This is a genomic window from Chryseobacterium sp. 22532, assembly GCF_052044665.1.
Taxonomy (GTDB): domain Bacteria; phylum Bacteroidota; class Bacteroidia; order Flavobacteriales; family Weeksellaceae; genus Chryseobacterium; species Chryseobacterium lathyri.
Genome location: NZ_JBQENJ010000002.1, coordinates 163,171 through 185,724, shown reverse-complemented (window position 1 = coordinate 185,724; position 22,554 = coordinate 163,171). Strand labels below are relative to the sequence as shown.

Sequence of the window (22,554 nt, the reverse complement as noted above, 5' to 3'; positions counted from 1 at the left end):
TGGTAATAGGAACTTTGTGTCATTAAAATAAGCAATTATGATACAGAAAAATCTGGCTTTAGTTTCCGGGGCCAACGGACATTTAGGAAATAATCTGGTAAGATTCCTGATCAATAAAGGAGTTCCTGTAAGAGCCAGCGTAAGAAATATTAATAATAAAGCACCATTTACAGGATTGGACTGCGAGGTGGTACAGGCAGATATCACCGACAAATCGTCTTTTATCAAAGCCTTACAGGGAGTGGAAACATTCTATGCAGTGGGAGCATCTTTCAAGCTGTGGGCACAGGATCCTAAAACAGAAATTTATGATGTGAATATTCAGGGAACAAAAAATACTATTGAAGCCGCAGCAGAAGCAGGCGTAAAACGTATTGTTTATGTAAGTTCTATAGCGGCATTAGATTATACAAAACTCCCTACCAAAGAAAGTTACGGCTACAATCCTGACCGCAGGGATATGTATTACAATTCTAAAAATGACGGCGAAAAGCTGGCATTTGAACTGGCCAGAAAACTGGGAATAGAAATAGTATCCGTGATGCCTTCAGCAATGATCGGAAGTGAGGCTTTTTTACCATTGAATGTTTCTTATGGAGTTTTAAAGCTCATTCTCAATAAAGAAATCCCGGTAGATACTAAAATAACCCTGAACTGGATTGATGTAAAAGATGTAGCGGAAGGCTGCTATCTGGCTGCACAGAACGGCAGGAATGGAGAGCGCTATATCCTTGCCAATGAGAAGTGTATGACCATTACAGACACTACTATCTTAGCCAATACATTATTTCCTGAGCTAAAGATCAAAATTCCCGGTTCAGTGCCTAAAGCTATTTTATTTATTATTGCCGGAATTATGGAGCTTACTGCTAAAATACAGAAAAAGCCACCTGTTCTTACCCGCAAGGATATTGCGATGTTTTCGGGTTTGCAGCAAGATTTTGACATTACAAAATCCAGAAAAGAATTGGGATTCAACCCCAAAAGTCCGGAACAGGCAGTAAAGGAAGCACTACTTTATTTAATGGAGCATAAAGAGCTATTGAAATAGTTATTGTAAATTTGAATTTATAACCATTTGTAAGGTACGATGCAGCAGAAATTAATTGATTTTATCCAGTCCGGACATCCTCTTTCCCAAATGGATAAGGATTTAATTTTTCAATATTTTGAACCGGTACTTTTTCCTAAAAACCGTATTATTGAAGAAGCGGGAAAAGTACCGGAATACCTTTATTATATCATATCAGGCTATCTACGCCTGTTCCATTATAACGAAAATGGAGATGAGGTAACAACGCATATCAATTGTCCTCCGGGATTTTTTACCTCTTATTTTAATTTCATAAATGCAACAAAATCTAATGAAAATGTTGAATGCATCACTGAATGTGAGCTCCTACGAATCACCAGGACGGATCTTGATTCTTTAACTTCAAAAAGTGAAGCTATGAAAGATTTCAGCATAGAAGTTTTTCAAAAATCTATTGTCTATAATGAAACCCGATCCACTGAGCTCGCCACTCTTTCCGGAGAAAAACGCTACAGGAAACTTATTGAAAATTATCCGGGAATCCTGCATAATGTGCCTATTACCTATATTGCTTCTTTCCTGGGAATGAAGCCTGAAAGCCTGAGCCGTATCCGCAGGAAACTGATATAAAATAATCTCCTCATAAAATCCAAATAATATCTGGTATTGGTCTTCATTATCTTATAGCCTAATCCTTATTTTTGCAGAACATTAAGCAACTTATTATGAATCTAAAATTTTCTGACCACAATCAAATTGGAGTAGTTTCTACTTTTTCTGAGCTTATAAATACCAATTTTAAGGGAGCGATGAATGCAGTTTGCTGGGACAGAAATTTAGACGGTGATTTTAAAGAAATTGTATCTCAACTTCAATTAAAAGAGAATATTACGGAAGTTTCCATTGAAGATCTTTTAGCACTGCAGCTATCAGAAGAAGGGAATGCTGCAAGGGAAATTATCTTGAGTGATTTAAAGCAATTAGCTGATTTCGGAGCCTCCCCTTCCCTTAATTTACTCAAAAGTTACGAGCGAGATGAGGAGCTCGATTTTATTTCAACCGATGTATATTCGTATCATGTGGACCGCTCGCCTGTTGGTACCCAAACTTTTTTATGTACCTACCATGGTGCTGCAAGTGATATCTTACCTAATGATCAGGCTACACAAAAAATCCTGATTCCGGAAATCCGGGAAAAGCTTAAAGAATTACATGACGGTCCGGAAGGAGAATTCGAAATCTTCCTGAAAGACTGTTTTTTCGATCTGCATTACCAGCCCAAGTCCAATGCCCAACCCATAAATTTAGGATCAGGGCATCTTTGGAAACTGGCAGTAGATCATCCGGGGCAGCAAGTCCTGCCTTGTATTCATAGGGCTCCTGTTGAAAGGGATGGTGAGTATAGGCTGCTGCTGATTTGCTAAATGGTTGATTTTTCAATAAAAGCTGTTTTGCTTGCATTGCTGTATAATTTTTGGTAAATTGATGTACATTATTTTAAATCAATATCTAACTCACATGGCTGATACAGTTATATTATCTGAAGGAGCGGAATTCGATTACGTTATACAGGAGGTTTCAAAATACATCCACCTTTATGTAATGGCCTTTGAAAAGGAAGAGCGAAGCATTATACGCATAGATAAACGTGAAAAAATGTATGGCGGAAACGGAACTGTATACATGATCCAAATGTTCGATCAGAATGAGCTGACCAATAATCGTCTGGGTGCTTATATGGTTCTATTAAATACAGGTGATGAATCCGGGTTTCATACCCACAATGAAAAAAATGAAGAAGAACTATATATTGTTGTGCATGGAGCCGGAGAATATCGTGAAAGAACCGGAACTCAGGGACCGGAGCGAAAAAAAATACTTCAAAAAGGAGATATTACAGCCATCAGTTCCATAGGCTATCATTCTATTGAAAACATCGGAGATGAACCTTTGATTATGTTTGTTATTACGACTAATAACCCTTAATAAAGAATAAAGCTTAACATCCTTCTCAACTAAGCTGTAAAATATTGGAAAGGTTTTGCCTTGCGTTCACAGAGCTCCTGTTGAAAGGATGCTGCTTTTGATCAGTTAGAGAATTGGTATTTATTAAGTATGATATGATTAACATTTTTTGTATCTCCGGATCATCTCTTATTCCATTTTATCTTCGCTTCTCGCCTGAAGGCAAAAGGTTTTCTTTATTGAAAATAATTATCATTTTTTTTCGGAAATTGATAACTGACGCGAGATTATTTGCCATATTATTGTGCTTTCATGATAACATCGTTTTAAAAAAAATATATTGATAGGTATTCCCACAATCATTATGAGTTCCGTTTTTTATCTCATATCTTATATCTTCATTTCCTGTACAATGGAGGTTGAAAAGAAAAAAAATTTAAATGTCTCTTCTGAAATTTACAATTGTACACATGTAAATAACCAAACAAAATCATGGTCACATCCAAAGCTTCAAGAATTTTTAAAGATATTTACTGTTAACCCTATGTTTCTAGTGTTAGGGAGCAATAAATCAAAAACAGAAGGAAGTGATATAGCTTGCATATGCAGCCAAAAGATGAAGGAGCTCAATTTAATGGTTAAGGATTGCAAAGGATGCCTCAGGCCAATTGGGAATCCAACGCAGATTAAAATTTTGATTTTATGCTTAGCCGCTTCAATAACGATAATTATTGGTTTAATCATATTCATCAGAATAAAACCAAATACAAATAACAATTCAGACATTTATTTGCCTGAAAAAAGCACAGAAATAAGCCCCACAGAAATATCCGATGCCAAATTACCAAATTCAATTAGTAGCAGTACCGAACTGTTGATTCTGGAAAAGCTAAATAATTTTGAAGATAATAACATGTTTACAAAAAAGGGGGTTACCCTTGGCAATCTTGCTACAGAGTTTGGAACGAATGTAAAATATTTATCTGCAATTATTAAAAAATATAAATCTGACAGCTTTAAGACTTATATTAATACTCTCAGGATAAATTATATAATCGGCAAGATGGACAGTGATATTTCTTATAAAAAATATAAGATAAGCTATCTTGCAGAAGTTACCGGCTTTGCCACGGCTTCTTCGTTCACCAAAACTTTTAAAGAAATTACAGGCCTCCCTCCATCCTTATACTTTGAAAATAAATATGATAAATCGGTTTCCGAATAATAAACTAATTGCAGCTTTCAGTAACTGAAATCAAGTGGGTATATTTTTTTTTCCACTTGGTTATCGTATTCCTGCTTAATCTAAAGATTGAAGCAGTTCGCATATTACTTAAATCGTTTTTAATTTGGTAATTTAAAATCTTTGAAATACTGTGTTTATTATATGCTTTGTGTTTTTGATTCAAAGTGAATGTGTCCTTATCAATACCTCCAAAAATTTTTTGATTCAGCTCAATTATATCGAATTGAGATAGCTCATTTTTACTTAAAATCGGCATACAGGCATCTTTCCTGTCCGGAAATTTTTGTTCAAGTATATCTAAAAAGATCAGCTTATAGTTTGGTGTAAGATTCTTCTCCATATCATTATCTTTATTGATTTAAGCTTCTGTACTTTCATATTTAGATATCCATTTATACAGGGTTGTCTTTGGGATTCCGTACCTATTTATAATTTGTAATTTTGTCATTTCTCCGGAAGAAATCTTCTCCATGATAAAGGCTATTATTTCCACTGTATACAAATTTTTATGCAATTCTGTCCTTGCTGGCTTTTTCACCTCGTCATCTTCACTGCTGAGACGAGCCTTTGCTTTAGGAGAATATAATATCAGGTGCTGAGTGTAAACCCTGAAAAAATCGTATTTTAAAAGCTTGCACCAGCTGAGAAGGATCTCTGCATCCAAGGTTTCAGCTTCATACATTTTGTTGATTTCGTTCATGTCACATTTGAAAAACCTGCAGATATGGCCTGTTTTAAGTCCTGCTTCCATGACTTTTAAATCAATTAATTTCCCGATATGTATTTTCTTATAATTCATGCCCTATTGCCAATCATCAGGCAAAGTCTTTTAAGTTCAATGATGGATACTAGTCAGAAACTTTATATACAGATACTGACACTTTACTATCGGTGAGTAATGATAAATTAACGTTTCCAGTTTCAACAGCAAATGTGATTGTCTCACCAGCGTTCAGCGGAACAATAGCTTCAAGAGTAGTGGAAGTAACAGGTACCGAAGCAAGTGTGACACTAAGAATAGATACACGGACAGCATCAATAATTTTCTGTTCAAATACAGTATTGCCATTTTTCAGGATACCTAACCTTTTACCCCCTAACACACTTAAATCAACACCACCCGCCAACTGAACTTCATACTTCACATCATAAAGTCCTGTTTTTGGAGCTGTATAAACTCCATTGTTGAGAAGCGTAGAAACTCCTGTTTTAGTGTCTGTTGATGTAAGGCTTATTTTATTCCAGCTTGTCCCGGAAATGCCTAAATTTATTAGCGACCAAGCACCATTTTTACTTGCAAAAAGTGTTGTTCCCGTTCCGCCTGCCTCTTTATTACCATTCAAGGCTGCCCAGACATTGTTAGGAGCATCATAATAGTAATAGCCTGATGCTGTGACTTGCACTGTTTTGGGTGTTGACGTCCCAACGGGCGCTGTAACATACACTATAGCTCCATTTTGAACATTACCGTACACAGAATCTTTTGCTTTTAATTGATCTCCTGTAATTCTAGGAGGTAACAGTCCATCAATTGAAGTAGTTATAGTTGGATTTCCTACAATATCCATCGTTGCAGAAGGATTTGCAGTATTCACCCCCACCTGTGCATAAAATACTGATGTTATGCCTATAGTGAATGCTAATAATGAGTTTTTTTTCATGATATATATTAGATTTGGTTGTAAAAATTACTAGTTATTAATGCTCACAGAGCCTAAAAAATGCTCTAGCATTAACAATGTAAAAGTCAACACAAAATCACAGGCATACAAACGAATATCTACCCATTTTCGGAAATCTAATTGATGAAATTTCCGAAAACAGCTACATCTTTTTAAAGTAATAATGACGTTGATATCGCTATGGATAAAGAAATAAAAAGATTATTCCTCTGAAGTAATTATCGTTTAAAAACTATAAGCCTTGAATAAGGAGTCCAAACTTTGCCGTTTTGTCTTGCTAAAATATAATAGCTATCCTTTTTCAGAATATCACCATCCAACTAATTAATTTGATCATTTTTATGCGCTTATATATCAATAGTTTTGGATAAAAAAGATTTTAATTTGTATTCATGAAAAAATATAATTCAGCTTAAGCTTTGGCTGGTTGATTTGACTTTTTAGAAATAATTTTTTTTTTCATCATTTGTGTTGTTACCACACCTAATATAATAAAAGGTGTGGTTTTTATTTCATTAAAATCTAATTCGTTTAAGAAATCAGGCCTTATGATCTGACCATATTAAGCTTATAAAGGAATTACTTTTTTACTGAAAGGGATCTAAATTGAGATGGAGTTAAGTCTGTTTTGGATTTAAAAAACTTAATAAAATTGGTTACCTCTTTAAAGCCCAGCTTATAGGCGATTTCACTTATACTTTTATCCTGGTAACAGAGATTTCTTTTGATTTCCAGAATCATTCTGTTGATCAGCCATTGTTTTGGGGTTTGTTTTTCTTCCTCTAGAAAAGCAATTTGAAGTGTTCGCAAACTCACATTTAAATTTTCAACATAAAATTCTAATGTATGCCTCTGGTGGATATTTTTATTAACCATAGACTTGAATTTTGACAGTAACAGCTTGTTCTTGGAAACATCGAGCTTTCTATCTTTATACTCTGATAAGTTTTCTGCAATTAAAAGGATATTGAATAAGTAATTATTTAAAATAGCAGACTGAGCTTCATGATAGGGTCTCTTAAGCTCATCATTTATAAAGCTGAATAAGGCGGAAATCTCATCAAATCTTTCCCTTACATCAAAATACGGTAAATTTAATGGATCATTAAATAAATCTGATTGTCCAAAAAACTGGGTCTGGCATAAATTATTTGTACAAAAAAAGTCTTCAGTAAAAATTAACACCCTCCCCTTGTAATTGGCAGGCTCATGAAATTGAGTCACTTGATTTTGAGTAACAAAAAGCATATACTTTTGTTCTATATCAATGGTAGTAAAATCTATGGTATGCTTCCCCTCGCCTTCGTCGAAAAGATAGATGACATTAAATTCCGTTCTATGTGGCTGGAATAGCTCGGAAGACCGTAGTAATAGCAACTCCGATATGCTTTTGGTGTTGATATAAGAAACACCATTATCAGCATTGAGAAAGGGCTCGATTAGAAATTCTTCCATAATTCATATTTTATTTAAAGAAATGATTAATGCTGGTATATTACAGTTTTTTATATTCATATTTAAAAACTTAATCGGATACCTGCCAAACTAATGTATTATGAAGGAATATTTGTAATAAAAATTCCTGCCACAACTACAATGTGTATTCAAAAAAAACTGCACCTATACCGATGCAGTTTAAACACAAATGATAAAAAAATATCTAGAATCTCTTAAGTCCTCAATTATTTTAAACCTATACAACTCTTTTTGAGTACTGCTACAAAAATAATTCCTCAAAATGAAATCATTTCGATAAAAAAACGTATAAAAAAGGTAAATATGCGAATTGAAGAAATAAAATTTTCTCTTTAAATATTTAAAAAGTTAATATGTTTCTCTAATTGGTAGAAAATTAAGATACATTTTCCCCCTTATGATCTTTATTTCCATACTTAACTGGGACAAATTCAACTGATTTGTCGTTCGAGGAAAACTTCATAAGTATCAAGATTTCAGTTACTATCTTTGCGATCTAGAAAATATCAACTAGCCAACGAGCTGGTAAGAAAATTGAATCTTTACTTCCGATCAATAGTGAGGTGAATCAATTTTAAATAGAAATCATAATGCAAAACAAGTGAATATTACCAATAACATCAGAAAAAAATAAGGAGTTTAAGTACTGATACCTCTCTCAATTTTTGTAGGACTGTACCCAAACTGTTTTTTAAATGTATAAGAAAAATGTGAAAGATCCTCAAAACCCAGATCAACAAAAATATCAGACGCGGATTTGCCCTCTTCTTTTATCAAAAAATGAGCTTCATTCAGACGTTTTTGCAGAATCCATTTATGCGGTGAAGCCTGAAATATTTTTTCAAAATCACGTTTAAATGTAGCAAGGCTTCTTCCTGTGAGATAAGCAAAGCGTTTGAGATTAACATTGTATCTATAGTTTTGATTCATAAAGGCTTCCAGATCAATTTTAAAAGGTTCGGAAAAATCAAAAAGGATATTTTTCAGTTCAGGCTGGGCTTGCAATAAAATTAAAAGAAGTTCTTTTATTTTCAGGTCAATCAGAGACGGATTTTTCAGGTTACTTTCCAGAAGTGTCTGTAAAGAGATCATAAAATTCTGAAGTACAGCATTGACTTCGATAGGAATAAGAGACTTTGCCGTAACCGCATGTTCAGTATGAAGATTATATTCTTTCGAAAAGTTTATTAAATCCTCATCATTCAAATAGATATTCATACTTTCAAAAACACCGTTTTCAGGTGGAATTTTAACAAACTTTACTAACTGATTTTTTCTGATAAGATTAAAATCTCCTGGATTTGCACCATAACTGCCATTACTATCTGACAACATAAAACTACCCGAAATCTGATACGAAAGAGTATGTTTCGGAACAAAATTTTCGCCTTTCCTATTCAGTTTGTGATAACAGGAATAAACAATATCCTTAGTTTGTAATCTGTTGTTCATATCGAAAAATAAAAGCATTACTATTGCGTAATGCTTTATCAAATTTACAAATTATTATTTCAGAATTGCTTTTGGTTCAAGGTAAGCTTCCAAACCATAGGTACCGTATTCTCTTCCGATTCCTGATTGTTTAAAACCACCAAAAGGAACCAATGGATCATGATTGAAACCATTAATACAAATTCTTCCAGCATCAATTTGAGAAGCAACATGCATTGCTCTTTCTGGATCTGCTAAACTAATATAAGCAGCCAATCCGTAAGGTGAATCATTTGCAATTTCAATTGCTTCATCTTCTGTTTTATAAGGGATGATGGATAAAACCGGACCAAAAATCTCTTCCTGAGCGATTCTCATTTTGTTGTTGACGTTGGTGAAAATTGTAGCTTTTACAAAGTTTCCCTCTTCTAGCCCTTCAGGTTTTCCTTCGCCGCCGGCAAGTAATACGGCGCCTTCCTCCAAACCTAATTTAATATAACTTTGAACTCTGTCAAACTGTTTCACACTGACCATCGGGCCAATATGAGTATCCTCATTCTGAGGTAAATTAACAATGATTTTGTCAACAGTAGCTTTTGCAATGGCATTTACTTTATCCAGTTTATTTTCGGGTACCAAAAGTCTTGTCGGTGCAATACAAGCTTGCCCACTGTTCATATAAGCTCCATAAACTGCCATTGGAATGGTTTTTTCCAAATCTGCATCCTCAAGAATAATGTTCGGAGACTTTCCACCCAATTCCAAAGTGACACGTTTCATTGTATCGACAGCAATTTTTGCAATTAGTTTCCCGACTGCTGTAGAACCTGTGAATGAAATTTTAGAAACGTCCGGGTTACTGGTCAATTCTGTGCCAACCACATTTCCCAGGCCTGTCACGAAGTTGATGATCCCCTCCGGCAAGCCGGCATCATGAAATGCTTCCATCAAAACCTGAGTCTGCAGACTGCTCATCTCGCTAGGTTTGATTACAACGGTACATCCTGCTGCAATCGCTGTAGCAACTTTGCTGCAGATGGAGCTGTTGCTGGAATTCCAGGGCGTAATGATTCCGACTACACCAACAGGTTGTAATTTCACGAATGAAGAATTGATGGTTTCTTCAAATTTGTACGTCTGAAGCACTTCTATCATACTGTCGAACCAGGCTCCGATATGCCTACTGCTCATCGTAACGAATTGGCGTGTACCACCATATTCTTCAATCATGATATCAATAAAATCCTGTTGTCTTTTTTCGACTGCAGTTCTTAATTTTCTCAAATAATCAATGCGTGTAGCAACTGTAGATTTAGAAAAGCTTTTGAATGCAACTTTTGCCGCTGCGATTGCATTTTTCGCATCTACTTCATCAGCTAATGTGACTTCTCCGATCTTTTGATTATTAGATGGATTGATCACATCAAAAATTTCTGCCCCGTGTGGAGTAACAAACATACCGTTGATGTAAATTTTATTTACTATTTTCATTTTGTTGATTTTAATGATACAAATTTAGAATGATGACTTAACTTGAACTTTGTAGAAAAGCTCAAATTAATTTTGTAAAAAAGCTCAGGTCATAAAAGCAGAGATAAGGATTATCTTGCCACCAATACATTGGTTCTAAAAACAATTTGCAGATTCCCTATCCTGATCATTTATAATAAGTGTACCACTTCTATTGAATTGCACTGTTAGTGATGTAGTTAATTAAAATTTAATTCCCCCTACTCACATTTCCTCCTTGAAACAAATAACTATACACAGATTAATTTTCAATCACGTCATTCCAAAAAATTATCGAGATCAACAATAAAAAAGTGCATTAATCGGATAGTTGGAAAATATCCATATTCTTTGAAAAATCTCCCTCTGCTCCTCGTTAATGGCTGAAAACCAATTATCAAAAAATAATACCTAACACAACGATTTTATTGTCGGCAGAAGCTTACACCCATTGAATAAAACAAAATATAGTGAAATATTTTACGAAAATTATTCACCATATTAAGAATTTTTATTAAATTTACTTCAACATAAATCTTTATAAATGAATTATTTTCTATTCAAACTAAGTGTAAATAAATAATTGAAGTTAATACAACTATACAGCAAATACATTTTATGATGATCATTAAATTTCTTTAATCAAGGTAAATTTTATTTCTCTTAGGTATATAATTTTTATAAATACAATCTGCAAAATCACCCTTTTCGCTTGAAATACTTTTTATATATGATTCTAAAAACAACAAAAAAATTAAAAATTTATTCTAATGAAAAAAGAACTTGTTACGTTATTTCTATTGATCGTGTCCATACTAGGATACGCGCAAGTTGGCATTAATACTCCTAACCCTCAGGGAGCTTTACATGTTGATGGAGCTAAGGATAATCCTGCCACAGGAGTACCTAGTGTTACCCAACAGGCCAACGATATCACAGTAACTCCCATCGGAAACGTAGGTTTAGGCACTGTAGCACCCATTGTAAAATTAGACATGGTAGGAACAACTTTCGGAATAAAAAACTCTCCAGGCAGTGGAAGTTGGGATAATATCTGGTTTAATGTTACACCGAGCATTCCTTCAATCAATGTATCGGGTGCAGAAGCAGGATTGCAGTTTAATGTAGGGAGTAACGCCGTGGGTACTTATGGGGACGGGCAAACCTTAACTACAGTCGCCACAATGTTGTCTAACGGAAACATGGGAGTTGGTATAACAACGCCAACTAATACTTTGGACGTAAACGGAACTACAAGAGTGAGAAGTATTACAGCCGTTGCAGGTACCAATGTTGTAACACCAGTATATTCCGATGCTAATGGTGTATTGGTAAAAGCATCTCCGTCTGCTGTTTATGGTGGAACTACTTCAAATTCAGTCAGCGTTGCAAGTGGTGCTACAGCGCCGTTAATTACCGGAATTATTCAGGGCGTTTACAAAGCTGTGGTCATAGCTAGCGATGGCTGCGTGTATGTAGCTACAGCTGATTATTTTGTGAATAATTTTTCTTTTAATAATAGTTTTGCTATTCGGGGAATAACTGGTCTTTTAAGCCCTAGTGCTACCAAAGGGCCGACATTTGCCGAGACCAACCAGACAACTACTGTCACTACCTGGAGCGGTAAGCCAACCTGTCAGGATGGTGGGGATTCTTCAGCATTAAACTATACCTTAACTATGCCTTCAGCTGGAACTATAAATGTGACTAATAATGGTAATGTAGCGAGATCGTATAAAATAATTCTTACAAGAATAGATTAGTATCCCAAAGCAACTGGAATCACTTGCGCATCCAATTGTAACTGAAGCTGCTGTAGGTGGATTCACATTTAAGAAGAACAGCCCTATTTAAATGCAGACACTAAACAAACAGCTCCGAAAAGTTAATCAAACCATCGGACGCAGATCGAAAAATACGGAACCGCAACGGTAGAAATAGATAGTATCCCTAGTAAAGAATAGCTCATAAAATCAAAACTAAATATATTGATCAATATAAAGTTAAAGCAGTATGGATTTGAAAAATTCTTACTGCTTTTTTATTTACTAAGCATGCTATTGATCCTTAAAAACAATGGTCATTGTAAGTTCATTCTAATTCATATGTTACATTTACGTTTCCCAAATCTAATGCCCCTGACAACCCTGTAGGATCGTTAACCGGGCCTAATTTGATTACTATTAAAAATGGCGCCGCTTATCTAAAAGCGGCGCCATTTGTTTTTGGCCAACAAGATAGGGCTTATCTAAGCACTTCTTATAAGACCGGGCTCGTTTGAGTCAAATTAAAAGTGAATGACTAAGTCCTTTCTCGCCCTTATGTTTGAGTTGTTATACTATACAGCCTGATCAGAATAACATTATTCTATCCATAAATGTCCCACAGAATAGGTTCTGGCTTTACCTGCCACAACCACTCTTTCATTTTTGTTTTCACAATAGAGCTGGCCGCCTCTTTCCGATAGCTGGCGGGCGAAAAGCTTATCTTTTCCTAATCTTGATGACCAGAAAGGAATAAGCGAGCAGTGTGCAGAGCCGGTTACGGGGTCTTCAAGAATAGACGACTGCGGCGTAAAATATCTTGAAACAAAATCACTGTCAGTACCTGCTGCTGTTACAATAACGCCTCCCGGGTCCAGATTGATAAGGTCAAAAACAGATCTTTCAATTTTGATTTTTTTTATGTCTTCCTCAGATTCGTATACCAGAACATAGTCTCTTGATTTGAAGACTTCCTTAGGCTGGATATTGAGAGATTGGGTGATAATATCCGGAAGAGCAGATTCTTTAGGCATTCTTGACGGGAAATCCATATAATAAAATCCATCTTTTACTTCGACTGTTAATTCACCGCTTTTAGTTTGAAAAACCATTCTGTTACTCTGATGGTTTAAGATGGAAACTAAGCAATGAGCCGTGGCAAGAGTGGCATGCCCGCACAGGTCCATTTCTATTTCAGGGGTAAACCATCTCAGGTGAATGGTATTGCCGTTATCAATAAAGAAAGCTGTTTCTGCCACAGCATTTTCACTGGCTATTTTTAAAAGTATCTCATCAGGTAACCAGTTTTTTAATGGGACAACACAGGCAGGGTTCCCATGGAAGATCTCTTCTGTAAAAGCATCTATTTGATATAATTCTAACTTCATGATAGACAAAATTTAGGTCTATAACAAAGATAATTTATTTCATGAACCTGAACCCAATTGAGTTTATATAAAACATGAAGCTCAACATCGATGGTATTTAACCTTCTAAAAATTTCAATGCAAAATTTTGCTTTTTTGATTTGAATATTTTGAGGTGTCTTGCAAAAATTGTAAGTTATCGAACTCATTATTTGATCAACATCCTATGTTTAAAATTTATAATATTGAAGATTTTAAGTCTGAGAAATCTATAGATAATGAATTCATGTTTGAAAGATTTGAGGATCTTAATCGCCCTCCTGATCTACAATGGCCTCATAAGCATAGTTTTTATGAGATACTGTGGCTTACTTCAGGCAGTGCTGTCAATAGGGTTGATTATCACCAAACAGAAATTGGGCCCAATACTTTATTTTTTATTTCACCTGGCCAGCTTCATCAGATGTCAACGACAAAAAATGTGAAGGGTTACAGTATTACTTTTACCGAAGAGTTTTTGTTGCTGACCTCAAATAATAAGGATAAACTTCTTTCCCTCAGTTTTCTTCATAACAGTAGTATACAGCCATTCGTTAAATTAACAGATGATAGGGTGAATGAGATAAAACGCCTCATAGAAATGTTGGAATATGAAATAGGATTATCTGAAAAATCAGCAATGATTATCAGTCATTTACTTTTTGTTTTACTCAACAGGATTCAGCGTATTATTATCAATACCCACGATTATATTTATGACAATGTAAATAGTCTAAGGTTTCGAAAGTTCCGGGAATTGGTTGACTGCCATTATCTGAATGAAAAAAAAATTGAGTTTTATGCCCAGCAGCTCGGTTTAACCCCGCATCGTCTGAATGAAGTTACCAAGCATATAACTGGAAAGACCGCTGGTGATATTATTCGGGAACGTGTATTAATGGAGACCAAAAGATTGTTAGTTCATACTGACTGGAACATTTGCAAAATATCGGAACATCTTGGTTTTGCGGATTTATCATACTTTTCAAGGCAATTCAGAAAAAAAGAAAAATTAACTCCGCTTGACTATAGAAATAAAATGTCAGAAAAGTTCCAGAATATTTAGAACTTTTCCCTATTGCAATTAACTGCCTCCCAAATTTGGTTATAAAAGGGATGATGGATGATAGAGATCTTGTTTTATAGTAGTTGGGTAATGGCTAATACAAGACCAATAATGCTTAAAATGTATAAGAAGAAGCGAAAGCTAAATGATAAGCATCTGGCTCAGAATGATGATTAGTATTTTCCCAGGAATCCGCCTCCGGAGATTTTGATTTCAGAGCGGGATAAACAGCTGTAGCTATACAGCATGTTAATATGCATAAAGAAAAATATAAAAAACCACTTTTTGACATGATTAGAATTAACTTGTTGAAAGCAAATTAATTATATATCAAAATGACATGTTCCCCCATTTTGGTTTGCCCCCTATTTTTAATGAATATTTCCTCCTTTTGTTTAAAATAGTCTTTATAACTGCGATTCTCCAATGCCGTTTTTAATTTGTGAAATACCACTTCTTTAATTAAAATAAACTTGATATTACAGACCAATGTGATTGATTTAACATATTGTAAACCAGCAAAATACACAATGCAGTATAAATGCAGTATAGATTTTTTTAAATAATAGGTGTACTCTTGTAGTAGAAATTTCAAAGCATAATTCCCTCATATTTATAAAATTTATTAAACAATAAGTTAATAACAAAAACATTAAACAAATGAAAAAAACATTTTTTACACTTTTGACAACTGTAACATTGTCAACCATGTCATTTGCTCAAGTAGGCATCAATACAACAAACCCTGATCCTTCAGCTATATTGGATGTGGAATCTACTGCTAGTAAAAAGGGAGGAGTGCTGATTCCCAAAGCCTCCTTGGGAAGTGAGACAGACGGAACTACCATTGTCTCTCCTGCCACAGGGCTTATGGTGTACAGCAATGGAGGCACTATCACAACAGGCGATGGTTTCTATGTAAATTATGGTACTCCTGCTTCCCCATTATGGAGAACTTACCAGCAATGGTCACCTGCACAATATGTACTTCATAATACTTACAATACTGTGGCTACCGCTCCTGTAAGAAGGACCGGGCTTGGACCTACTACGACTATTAATAATGTGCCTTTGGGATTATCATTGACTGTTGACATCCCTCCGCACAGTGCTTGCCGGGTGATTGTTACTTATTCTGTTCCAGTAGGGACATATAATGTGGTGCCAACTAATGCCAGTGGTTTTGGGTATTATGGCGTACGGTTTTTGAGAAATGGAGCTGAAGATCCTGCAGGTTCTCGGAAATATACAATTCTTCCTGCTGGTGGCGGTGCTTCTTCAGGCATGGTAAGTTCAGGAGCTACCTATATCGCGATAGAAACAAATGCTACTAGTACCGTTAAAACGATTACTTATGATTTGAATGGTTATATAGAACTAGGAGGAGGAGGTAGCTTCACTTCTACAAATATTGTTTTCAATATGTGGGACAATATTGGTAATCCCAACTTTAACTGGGGTTATGGAACAATGACAGCCCAGGTATTTGCAAAGGCACAATAGGTAATATCATAAATAAACCATACTGCTTATCACTATTTTTCCTGACAAAAGTTCAAAATATTGGTATGCAATTTTTAAAGGGTCAGCCTACGAAACGGAAATTTTAGTACGACAAGTTTTTTAACTATCAAATAAATAGCTTGGCAGATTTTATCCTTAACCTGACTTTTTTTTACTTTTCGTGAGCTGATTCTAATATGACCCATTTCATTACAGATTGCTAAAAAACTTTACCTTTCTGGAGATATAGAATTTAACAAATGTATTATGGGATATTAATAAGTTTATTTTTTCAATTTAAAAATAAAAAATCAACAAATTGTAAATCAATGTATTGTTTATTGCAGTATAAATGCAGTATAAGCTTTTTACATTATTGCTGTAATTTTGCTATACAAATTTTAAGTCTGATTCCCTGGTATTTTAAAATTTATTAAAAACAAGTTAACAAAAACACTAACACAAATGATGGAAAAAAATGATTACTTCTAGCAATTCTTTTTTAGCAGATTATCTTTTAACATAAATAGGAATAAATACTATTTCATCAACATTAGCCCCGGATGTGAATGGAAATAGGCGATTTCGAAATGTTCCTGAAAATAATAATCACTCTTTTATAGATTGTTATGTATGAGGCTTTTTATCCTCAGGGAGGTAACATAAGGATTACTCTGTTATGCCCAATCCTAAGCCGATATTTATTGATTATCAACTCATACAAGCAGAAGAATGGCGATAGATCCCCACTTCACTACTTTCAGTGTAGTGGAACTACAGATAAACCAAGAGGTGAAAGCTGCGGTACTTTCTCAAATCAAAGAATAAAAAAAATTAAAGAGGGGTAATTTATGAATAAACTCCATACTGTTAGCTACAGATATAAAGAACAAAAGCAGGATATATTGAACAAAATATCCTTTATATAATAGGTAATCTAAGCAGAACTCAGGAAAATATAGATGCAATGCGGGAATGTATATCATATTTTCGTCTTAAGCTTACATTCAATCTATTTCAGTTTTGATGTTTCCCGCTGCAGTAATATACAGTACCCTTTAACAAAAAATATAAAAAATGAACACAAAAAATTTATTTTCAATCGCATTGTCGGTAGTAAGTGTGGCTTTTTTTGCACAAACAGGCAATGTAGGAATTAATACAACAACTCCAGGTACAACCCTTGATGTGAATGGAGCTATTACCAACCGTGAAACAGCTATAAGTGTTGCAGGTAATACGGCTAATATCCCGGCTAATACAAGCCAGGCACAGCTTACAGGAAGTGCTACCGCAACAGTTTCGATTTCCGTTCCGGCTGCTCCCAATGCCGGTCAAAGGCTGGTAATTTTTAATAACACTACTGGTGGGTTTGGTGCAGCACTAAACGGGGTTACCATACCGAATGGAAAAGCACTGGAATTTGTATACAGTAATGCAGGGTGGAGAGCTACCGACGGAGGAACTGTAGGCGCAGCTCCTGTCAATATTTATACCGCAAATGGTGCACTTAGCAGTAACAGAATTGTAACACAGGGAGCCAATACCCTGGCATTTACAGCCAATCAGCCTAATGCATTCTCTGTAGCCGGAAGTACTTTTTCGGTAGACGCAGCCAATAGTAGAGTTGGATTGGGCACTTCAGCACCAACTGAAAAGCTTGATGTAAGAGGAAATGGAAAATTTGAGTCTAATTTCGCTCAAATTATGGCCAATTCTACAGGTACTAATCCAGCAAGTATTGATTTGACTAGATATAATGGCAATACTAATATTCCTGTTGGGCAACTTGCAGGATATCTCAATTTCAATGGTTATGTTAATAATAGTAGTTGGACATTAGGAGCTATTGTGGTAGCAAAAGCAGATTCTCCAACGACTTTGGGCTCGCAAATGGATTTCTACACCAGCGGAAATGTGACCGGTCCTAAAATGTCATTAGACAACTTGGGAAAGCTTGGTATAGGAACCAATGCTCCAACCAATACATTGGATGTAAACGGCAATGCTCGGTTTCGCTCGTTACCGACACAAACTACGCTCGGAAGTTCTAATATATTGCTTTCTAATGGAACTGGGGTTGTTTCACAGATTACCAGTAACGACTTTATTAACACCTTAAAAACTCCCAATAATGTTTTCAATGCTGAGCAATTTGCCAGTAGTGCAACTTTGCCTGGAAATGGGGTTGCTAACAGAGTTATACTGGGAACAGTCAATATCAATTCTGCAGGGGCAGGTACCTGGAACTCTACTAATAGTAGCTATACAGTTGCTAAAACAGGAATATATCATATTGTAGCCGGAGTACAACTGGAAAATGCTCCCGGCGCTCCAAATTATGGACTTTATATTCATGCAGGTAATGGTGTTTGGACTTTCAGTGGGGCTCCCCAGGCAGGAAATATTTTTATATTATCCGGGACCTATGTAAAGTTGCTTAATGCAGGAGAGGTTATTTATTGTGAGACCAAAGCAGGTATTGGCACACCTAACTATAATCATAGCAATGCATTTATGCATATTATATATACTGCATTGTAAATGTTATCATGAAGATATATTATTACTGTTAAATTTATAAGCAATAGTGGGAAGTACATAGTCCTGACAAATTGAAAATGGCTATGTAATTGTATTGATGTATCGTGTTTTCTATCAGGCAGGCATGAAGTATACTTAACAGAAAAGGCGATTTTACAATCGCCTTTTAAAATAACCGTTCAACCTTAATTGCTTATTTTATTGATTTGATAATAAATAGGAATCAAAATGAATTTAATACTAATTAAAATGTCAGAAAAGTACCAAAATATGTAAGATTTTTCCTTTATCATATTTGAGAATTTTATCAAATTTGTGGCAGGTAAGATAGCAGGTCAAAGATTCATGCGGGTGGTGCATAGACTTTAATAATTCACAAATGGCATTCTGGCAAAACCACCAATACAAAATCCAAATCTGAACAATAATCTGTAATACATATCTATGGCTAATTTTTTTTACGACCACTTTGAAAATACAAGCTGAATTAAAAACGTTAAATCTCTATACACTATTTTAAATATTATCTTTTAAATTCAGGAAAGAACTAAGTTGGGATACAATGGCATCTAATTTTGCTGAAAGGGCTTCAGGGCTGCAACAAAGGACGTTATGATCACTCAGGCCCAAAATCAGCATTCATATGTCTGATATAAATTAGATTCTTTCCCAAGCCTTTCGCATATCGAGCTTCGGTTCCGATTCCAATAGTTTTTGTTAAAGAAGCCTGGATGGCCTCAATTTCTTTAGGAAGCTTTTTATAATTCGAAAAACCAACAGCGATATAAGCTTTCACTATTTTAAATTGTAGTGCTGTAAAAATAACAGTTTACGATGAAGTAACTGTGAATAAAATGACATTTTCCGAATCATTTGAATATTACCTTAATTTTTCTTCTAGTACCTATGACCCTTTTTAAAAATATTTTTATTGTTCTGCTACTTTTGCTGATCTGTAATTTCAAATCTCAAATTACTACTGCGAAAATTGATAGTTTGCAAACCACCGTATTTAGCAAACTTTTAAAGAATGGGGAGTTGTACAAGATCGTCTTGCTGGAAACGAAACTGCGAAAAGAATGTCAGCAGTTAAATTATGAAAACGGCGAGATACGGGGATGTCTTAATTTAGCGAATGTGCTGATTCTGATGAAGAAAGATAAGGAAAGCCTTCAAATGCTTGAGATGGCTGAGAAAGAGTTGAAAGGTAAGAAAGAATATGCTCTCGAAGCATATATGTACTTTGTGTATGGTAAAAACTACAATTCTCTGGGCTTGCATGAGCAGGCAATTAAATGCTTTGATACTGCTTTTGTACTCGCTCATAAGATTAAAGATCAAAAGGAAAAAGAAAAAAGGCTCTACAGTATTTATGATTGGAAAAGAAATAGTTTTGAATATTTAGGATTAATGGACTCTGTTTACAGCAATGAACGGAAATGTATGAAATCTCCAACGCCTATGCTATTCATTACCATAGCCGAGAGGCATTTTAAGCTAAATAATATAGACTCTGCTGAATTTTACATTAATAAAGCAAATGAGCTTCTCACTACCCGGCAAATTCCTATTGAGGGTAAGGCCAATGTACTCAGGGCTTTTGGAAAGCTGAATATTGAAAAGAAGAATTACAATAAAGCTTTAAACTATTTATTCAGTTCTTTAAATATTACTTCAAAAGCTCAACTAGGTAAAGGCACACTGGAATCTTACAAATTGATTGCTGAGGCGTACAACGGCCTGAATTTTCCCGAACAAGAGAGTGAATATCTCGCAAAATACTCTGCTCTAAATGATAGCTTACAGCGAGAGGAAAATGTCGGAATTAACATGGTCATTAAACGAATGCATAAGGAGCAGGCAGATAAGGAAAAAAGATACAGTTCTGTTTTATTGTATGTCATACTCAGTATTGTTTTCTTAGGCAGTATTATAGTATATTTTGTTTTTAAATTTTCCAGAAGCCGGGAAAGGATTAAAGATGCCATGATCAATGAGAAAGTAAAAGAATCAGAAAACCTTAAACGGAAATTAACTACTACATATGAAGAACTGATCATGCTCGCTAAACGATCAGACCCCTCCTTTATGATTAAGTTTAGAGATTCACATTCTGATTTTTATGATTGCCTTATTTCAAAATACCCGGATCTTAATCCAAATGATCTGAGATTATGTGCATTTCTTAAGCTGGACTTATCCAACAAACAGATTTCTGATTACGATCATATATCAATTAGAACTGCTGAATCGAAAAAATACAGACTCCGGAAGAAGCTAAAACTTTCCAGAGATATTGATCTGTATAAATGGATTCAGAATTTTTAATTTTTTATCAATTATACAGTCAGAAAATCAGTGTTTTATGGTATGCGGTATAAATGCAGTAAGGATTTTTTGGATCTAATCGAATAAATTTGTCTTCCAGAGTTTTAGGTGCAAATAAAATCGGAAAAGTTACAATTAAAAGATTCTAAAAACACAACCAACGCTTTGCTCTATTTAGATTTTTCAGTCATTTTCCCTCACAAAGTCCGGAGTTTCTGATAGAGCGAAGATTTGAGACAGATTCTCAAGTTTCCGGCATATAATTTCTCTAACATACAAAAATCTTTGTGTATGAAAAAGACATTTAACTACCTTAGTTTATTGCCTAGTTGATACTGTTTCCTCTATTCAAAAACTAGATGTAAGCGGCTATGGTAATTTAAGTCTGGAAGTGCACATATTGATAGAAGCACGATGTAATCCGGTTGGGAAGCAATACAAAACAGCACCGGATCTAGAATTTTTATTGCCTATATACCCTTATAATATGTTTATGAATTTTAAAAATATCCACATTGGGCAGATGATAGAACAAAAAATTAAAGAAAACGGAATAGAAATATCCCGGGTTTGTAATTTTTTGAATATTATGGATGCTGATTTACAGCAAATATATAAATCTGCAAATATTGATTGTGATATGTTACTAAGGTTTTCTAAGTTAACTGAATACGATTTTTTTCGTACCTACTCTCAGCATCTGATTTTGTATTCCCCTCCTAAGGGACTGAATATTAAACAGGGTAAGACCCATCTGCCGGTTTTTAGAAAAGCAATTTATTCGAAGGAATTGATTGACTTTATTCTGGAGCAAATTTCATCAGGCAGAAAGACAAAATCACAGATCATTGAGGAATATAGAATTCCTAAAACAACATTATATAAATGGATAAAAAAATTTCAAAAATGAAACAGTATCCCAATTATAATAAGATTTATGAGGATCTTATTGAACAAAAATATCCAGACAGAGAAGTAAGCTGTAAAGCTCTCTTAAAAAAGGATGTTTTATCTTCGTTAGATGTAATTAAATTAAACAATTTGCTTTTCAGCAACGGATTGCATCATTTTAATCAAAAGCTACGCTCTTATGATGAATCTGCCATTTTGGAAATTCTTCAATATCAGAAAATTAATAAGCTTAGTAATACCACTGTAGCATCCCATTTTAAATTAAGCAGGAATACTCTTACAAAATGGAAGAGACTATACAATAAATTGTAATCTAAAACAGACTTGCTGCTCTGCTTACCAATATATTCTTTATTAAAAACTTCGGCTCATGAGATCCGGTTATTATCGTTTTTATCCGGATATTTTGCTGGGTAATATATTGCTGCATGATTCTTTGTATAAAATCTTTTTTATATGTAATCCCTGTATACCAATAAACGACTAATTTATAGAATATCAGCTTATCTGGTTTTAACAGGGCCGTTTACATAGTATGTGAGATGTATGATTTTTAGCTTATATTTTTAAATGAGATGGTGAATTTTTATTTGTAGCGAACAGCAATTGTAGCAGGCCCAGGAATAATTTCTCCTGTAATCAAAATACAATTTAAGATACTCGCATTATAATACAAAACAAGTAAAAAAT

Annotated in this window: 20 protein-coding genes; 12 read left to right on the top strand and 8 right to left on the bottom strand. The window is 34.7% G+C overall.

The window, feature by feature from the left end; translation table 11 throughout:
- Positions 1 to 37 precede the first annotated feature (37 nt).
- The 5 genes from ACTJIV_RS05080 to ACTJIV_RS05060 all read left to right on the top strand — a co-directional run bounded on the left by ACTJIV_RS05080 (position 38) and on the right by ACTJIV_RS05060 (position 4,223).
- Positions 38 to 1,051, top strand: coding sequence for an NAD-dependent epimerase/dehydratase family protein (locus ACTJIV_RS05080; protein ID WP_440626026.1), 1,014 nt, complete (start codon positions 38 to 40; stop codon positions 1,049 to 1,051).
- 39 nt (positions 1,052 to 1,090) lie between these two features.
- Positions 1,091 to 1,663, top strand: coding sequence for a Crp/Fnr family transcriptional regulator (locus ACTJIV_RS05075; RefSeq protein ID WP_223558975.1), 573 nt, complete (start codon positions 1,091 to 1,093; stop codon positions 1,661 to 1,663).
- Between the two features lie 95 nt (positions 1,664 to 1,758).
- Positions 1,759 to 2,457, top strand: coding sequence for a DUF1826 domain-containing protein (locus tag ACTJIV_RS05070; RefSeq protein WP_440626024.1), 699 nt, complete (start codon positions 1,759 to 1,761; stop codon positions 2,455 to 2,457).
- Positions 2,458 to 2,551: 94 nt separating this feature from the next.
- Entirely contained in the window at positions 2,552 to 3,019 is a 468-nt protein-coding gene (locus ACTJIV_RS05065) for a cupin domain-containing protein (RefSeq protein WP_440626022.1), read from the top strand.
- 391 nt (positions 3,020 to 3,410) lie between these two features.
- A complete protein-coding gene (locus ACTJIV_RS05060) occupies positions 3,411 to 4,223 on the top strand; it encodes a helix-turn-helix domain-containing protein (protein WP_440626020.1) in 813 nt (270 codons plus the stop codon).
- A gap of 4 nt (positions 4,224 to 4,227) precedes the next feature.
- Here the strand turns inward: ACTJIV_RS05060 and ACTJIV_RS05055 are convergent, their stop codons facing one another.
- The 6 genes from ACTJIV_RS05055 to ACTJIV_RS05030 all read right to left on the bottom strand — a co-directional run bounded on the left by ACTJIV_RS05055 (position 4,228) and on the right by ACTJIV_RS05030 (position 10,324).
- Positions 4,228 to 4,584 (bottom strand): helix-turn-helix domain-containing protein, encoded by a 357-nt coding sequence (locus tag ACTJIV_RS05055; protein ID WP_440626018.1) that lies wholly within the window; start codon positions 4,582 to 4,584, stop codon positions 4,228 to 4,230.
- Between the two features lie 18 nt (positions 4,585 to 4,602).
- Positions 4,603 to 5,043 (bottom strand): transposase, encoded by a 441-nt coding sequence (locus tag ACTJIV_RS05050; RefSeq protein WP_440626016.1) that lies wholly within the window; start codon positions 5,041 to 5,043, stop codon positions 4,603 to 4,605.
- 49 nt (positions 5,044 to 5,092) lie between these two features.
- The gene (locus ACTJIV_RS05045) at positions 5,093 to 5,845 is read right to left on the bottom strand and encodes a hypothetical protein (RefSeq protein WP_440626014.1); all 753 of its coding nucleotides are present in this window, start codon (positions 5,843 to 5,845) and stop codon (positions 5,093 to 5,095) included.
- Positions 5,846 to 6,505: 660 nt separating this feature from the next.
- Positions 6,506 to 7,381: a helix-turn-helix domain-containing protein gene (locus ACTJIV_RS05040; protein ID WP_111959631.1), complete on the bottom strand. Its 876-nt coding sequence runs from the start codon at positions 7,379 to 7,381 to the stop codon at positions 6,506 to 6,508.
- Positions 7,382 to 8,041: 660 nt separating this feature from the next.
- Complete coding sequence (locus tag ACTJIV_RS05035) at positions 8,042 to 8,854, bottom strand: helix-turn-helix domain-containing protein (RefSeq protein WP_440626012.1); 813 nt, start codon at positions 8,852 to 8,854, stop codon at positions 8,042 to 8,044.
- Between the two features lie 54 nt (positions 8,855 to 8,908).
- Positions 8,909 to 10,324 (bottom strand): aldehyde dehydrogenase family protein, encoded by a 1,416-nt coding sequence (locus ACTJIV_RS05030; protein WP_440626010.1) that lies wholly within the window; start codon positions 10,322 to 10,324, stop codon positions 8,909 to 8,911.
- Positions 10,325 to 11,112: 788 nt separating this feature from the next.
- Here ACTJIV_RS05030 and ACTJIV_RS05025 point away from each other — a divergent pair.
- Positions 11,113 to 12,105: a hypothetical protein gene (locus ACTJIV_RS05025; RefSeq protein ID WP_440626008.1), complete on the top strand. Its 993-nt coding sequence runs from the start codon at positions 11,113 to 11,115 to the stop codon at positions 12,103 to 12,105.
- Between the two features lie 599 nt (positions 12,106 to 12,704).
- On the opposite strand, the gene ACTJIV_RS05020 is transcribed toward ACTJIV_RS05025, so the two are convergent.
- Positions 12,705 to 13,493 carry a PhzF family phenazine biosynthesis protein gene (locus ACTJIV_RS05020; RefSeq protein WP_440626006.1) on the bottom strand — a complete coding sequence of 263 codons (789 nt, stop codon included), beginning with the start codon at positions 13,491 to 13,493 and terminating at the stop codon, positions 12,705 to 12,707.
- Positions 13,494 to 13,698: 205 nt separating this feature from the next.
- Between ACTJIV_RS05020 and ACTJIV_RS05015 the strand changes: the two genes are divergently transcribed.
- The 3 genes from ACTJIV_RS05015 (at position 13,699) to ACTJIV_RS05005 (ending at position 18,624) form a co-directional block, all read left to right on the top strand.
- Positions 13,699 to 14,577, top strand: coding sequence for an AraC family transcriptional regulator (locus tag ACTJIV_RS05015; protein ID WP_336378244.1), 879 nt, complete (start codon positions 13,699 to 13,701; stop codon positions 14,575 to 14,577).
- Between the two features lie 660 nt (positions 14,578 to 15,237).
- Positions 15,238 to 16,080, top strand: a complete 843-nt coding sequence (locus ACTJIV_RS05010) for a hypothetical protein (RefSeq protein WP_336378243.1) — start codon at positions 15,238 to 15,240, stop codon at positions 16,078 to 16,080.
- Positions 16,081 to 17,157: 1,077 nt separating this feature from the next.
- Positions 17,158 to 18,624: a hypothetical protein gene (locus ACTJIV_RS05005; protein ID WP_336378242.1), complete on the top strand. Its 1,467-nt coding sequence runs from the start codon at positions 17,158 to 17,160 to the stop codon at positions 18,622 to 18,624.
- 616 nt (positions 18,625 to 19,240) lie between these two features.
- On the opposite strand, the gene ACTJIV_RS05000 is transcribed toward ACTJIV_RS05005, so the two are convergent.
- Positions 19,241 to 19,420, bottom strand: coding sequence for a hypothetical protein (locus ACTJIV_RS05000; RefSeq protein WP_336378241.1), 180 nt, complete (start codon positions 19,418 to 19,420; stop codon positions 19,241 to 19,243).
- A 200-nt stretch (positions 19,421 to 19,620) separates the two neighbouring features.
- Here ACTJIV_RS05000 and ACTJIV_RS04995 point away from each other — a divergent pair, with 200 nt between their 5' ends.
- From ACTJIV_RS04995 to ACTJIV_RS04985, 3 genes are all read left to right on the top strand, one after another.
- Entirely contained in the window at positions 19,621 to 20,952 is a 1,332-nt protein-coding gene (locus ACTJIV_RS04995; protein WP_440626002.1) for a hypothetical protein, read from the top strand.
- Positions 20,953 to 21,352: 400 nt separating this feature from the next.
- Positions 21,353 to 21,862, top strand: a complete 510-nt coding sequence (locus tag ACTJIV_RS04990) for a transposase (protein WP_440626000.1) — start codon at positions 21,353 to 21,355, stop codon at positions 21,860 to 21,862.
- Positions 21,859 to 22,176, top strand: coding sequence for a helix-turn-helix domain-containing protein (locus ACTJIV_RS04985; protein ID WP_228452575.1), 318 nt, complete (start codon positions 21,859 to 21,861; stop codon positions 22,174 to 22,176). Before ACTJIV_RS04990 ends, ACTJIV_RS04985 begins: the two co-directional genes overlap by 4 nt.
- The last annotated feature ends 378 nt before the right edge of the window (positions 22,177 to 22,554 follow it).

Coding starts and splice junctions, on each gene's coding strand:
- ACTJIV_RS05015 (WP_336378244.1), top strand. CDS start 13,699: ATGTTTAAAATTTATAATATTGAAGATTTTAAGTCTGAGAAATCTATA.
- ACTJIV_RS05055 (WP_440626018.1), bottom strand. CDS start 4,584: ATGGAGAAGAATCTTACACCAAACTATAAGCTGATCTTTTTAGATATA.
- ACTJIV_RS05070 (WP_440626024.1), top strand. CDS start 1,759: ATGAATCTAAAATTTTCTGACCACAATCAAATTGGAGTAGTTTCTACT.
- ACTJIV_RS05025 (WP_440626008.1), top strand. CDS start 11,113: ATGAAAAAAGAACTTGTTACGTTATTTCTATTGATCGTGTCCATACTA.
- ACTJIV_RS05040 (WP_111959631.1), bottom strand. CDS start 7,381: ATGGAAGAATTTCTAATCGAGCCCTTTCTCAATGCTGATAATGGTGTT.
- ACTJIV_RS05065 (WP_440626022.1), top strand. CDS start 2,552: ATGGCTGATACAGTTATATTATCTGAAGGAGCGGAATTCGATTACGTT.
- ACTJIV_RS05060 (WP_440626020.1), top strand. CDS start 3,411: ATGGAGGTTGAAAAGAAAAAAAATTTAAATGTCTCTTCTGAAATTTAC.
- ACTJIV_RS05075 (WP_223558975.1), top strand. CDS start 1,091: ATGCAGCAGAAATTAATTGATTTTATCCAGTCCGGACATCCTCTTTCC.
- ACTJIV_RS05010 (WP_336378243.1), top strand. CDS start 15,238: ATGAAAAAAACATTTTTTACACTTTTGACAACTGTAACATTGTCAACC.
- ACTJIV_RS05035 (WP_440626012.1), bottom strand. CDS start 8,854: ATGAACAACAGATTACAAACTAAGGATATTGTTTATTCCTGTTATCAC.
- ACTJIV_RS05080 (WP_440626026.1), top strand. CDS start 38: ATGATACAGAAAAATCTGGCTTTAGTTTCCGGGGCCAACGGACATTTA.
- ACTJIV_RS05030 (WP_440626010.1), bottom strand. CDS start 10,324: ATGAAAATAGTAAATAAAATTTACATCAACGGTATGTTTGTTACTCCA.
- ACTJIV_RS04985 (WP_228452575.1), top strand. CDS start 21,859: ATGAAACAGTATCCCAATTATAATAAGATTTATGAGGATCTTATTGAA.
- ACTJIV_RS05005 (WP_336378242.1), top strand. CDS start 17,158: ATGAACACAAAAAATTTATTTTCAATCGCATTGTCGGTAGTAAGTGTG.
- ACTJIV_RS05050 (WP_440626016.1), bottom strand. CDS start 5,043: ATGAATTATAAGAAAATACATATCGGGAAATTAATTGATTTAAAAGTC.
- ACTJIV_RS05020 (WP_440626006.1), bottom strand. CDS start 13,493: ATGAAGTTAGAATTATATCAAATAGATGCTTTTACAGAAGAGATCTTC.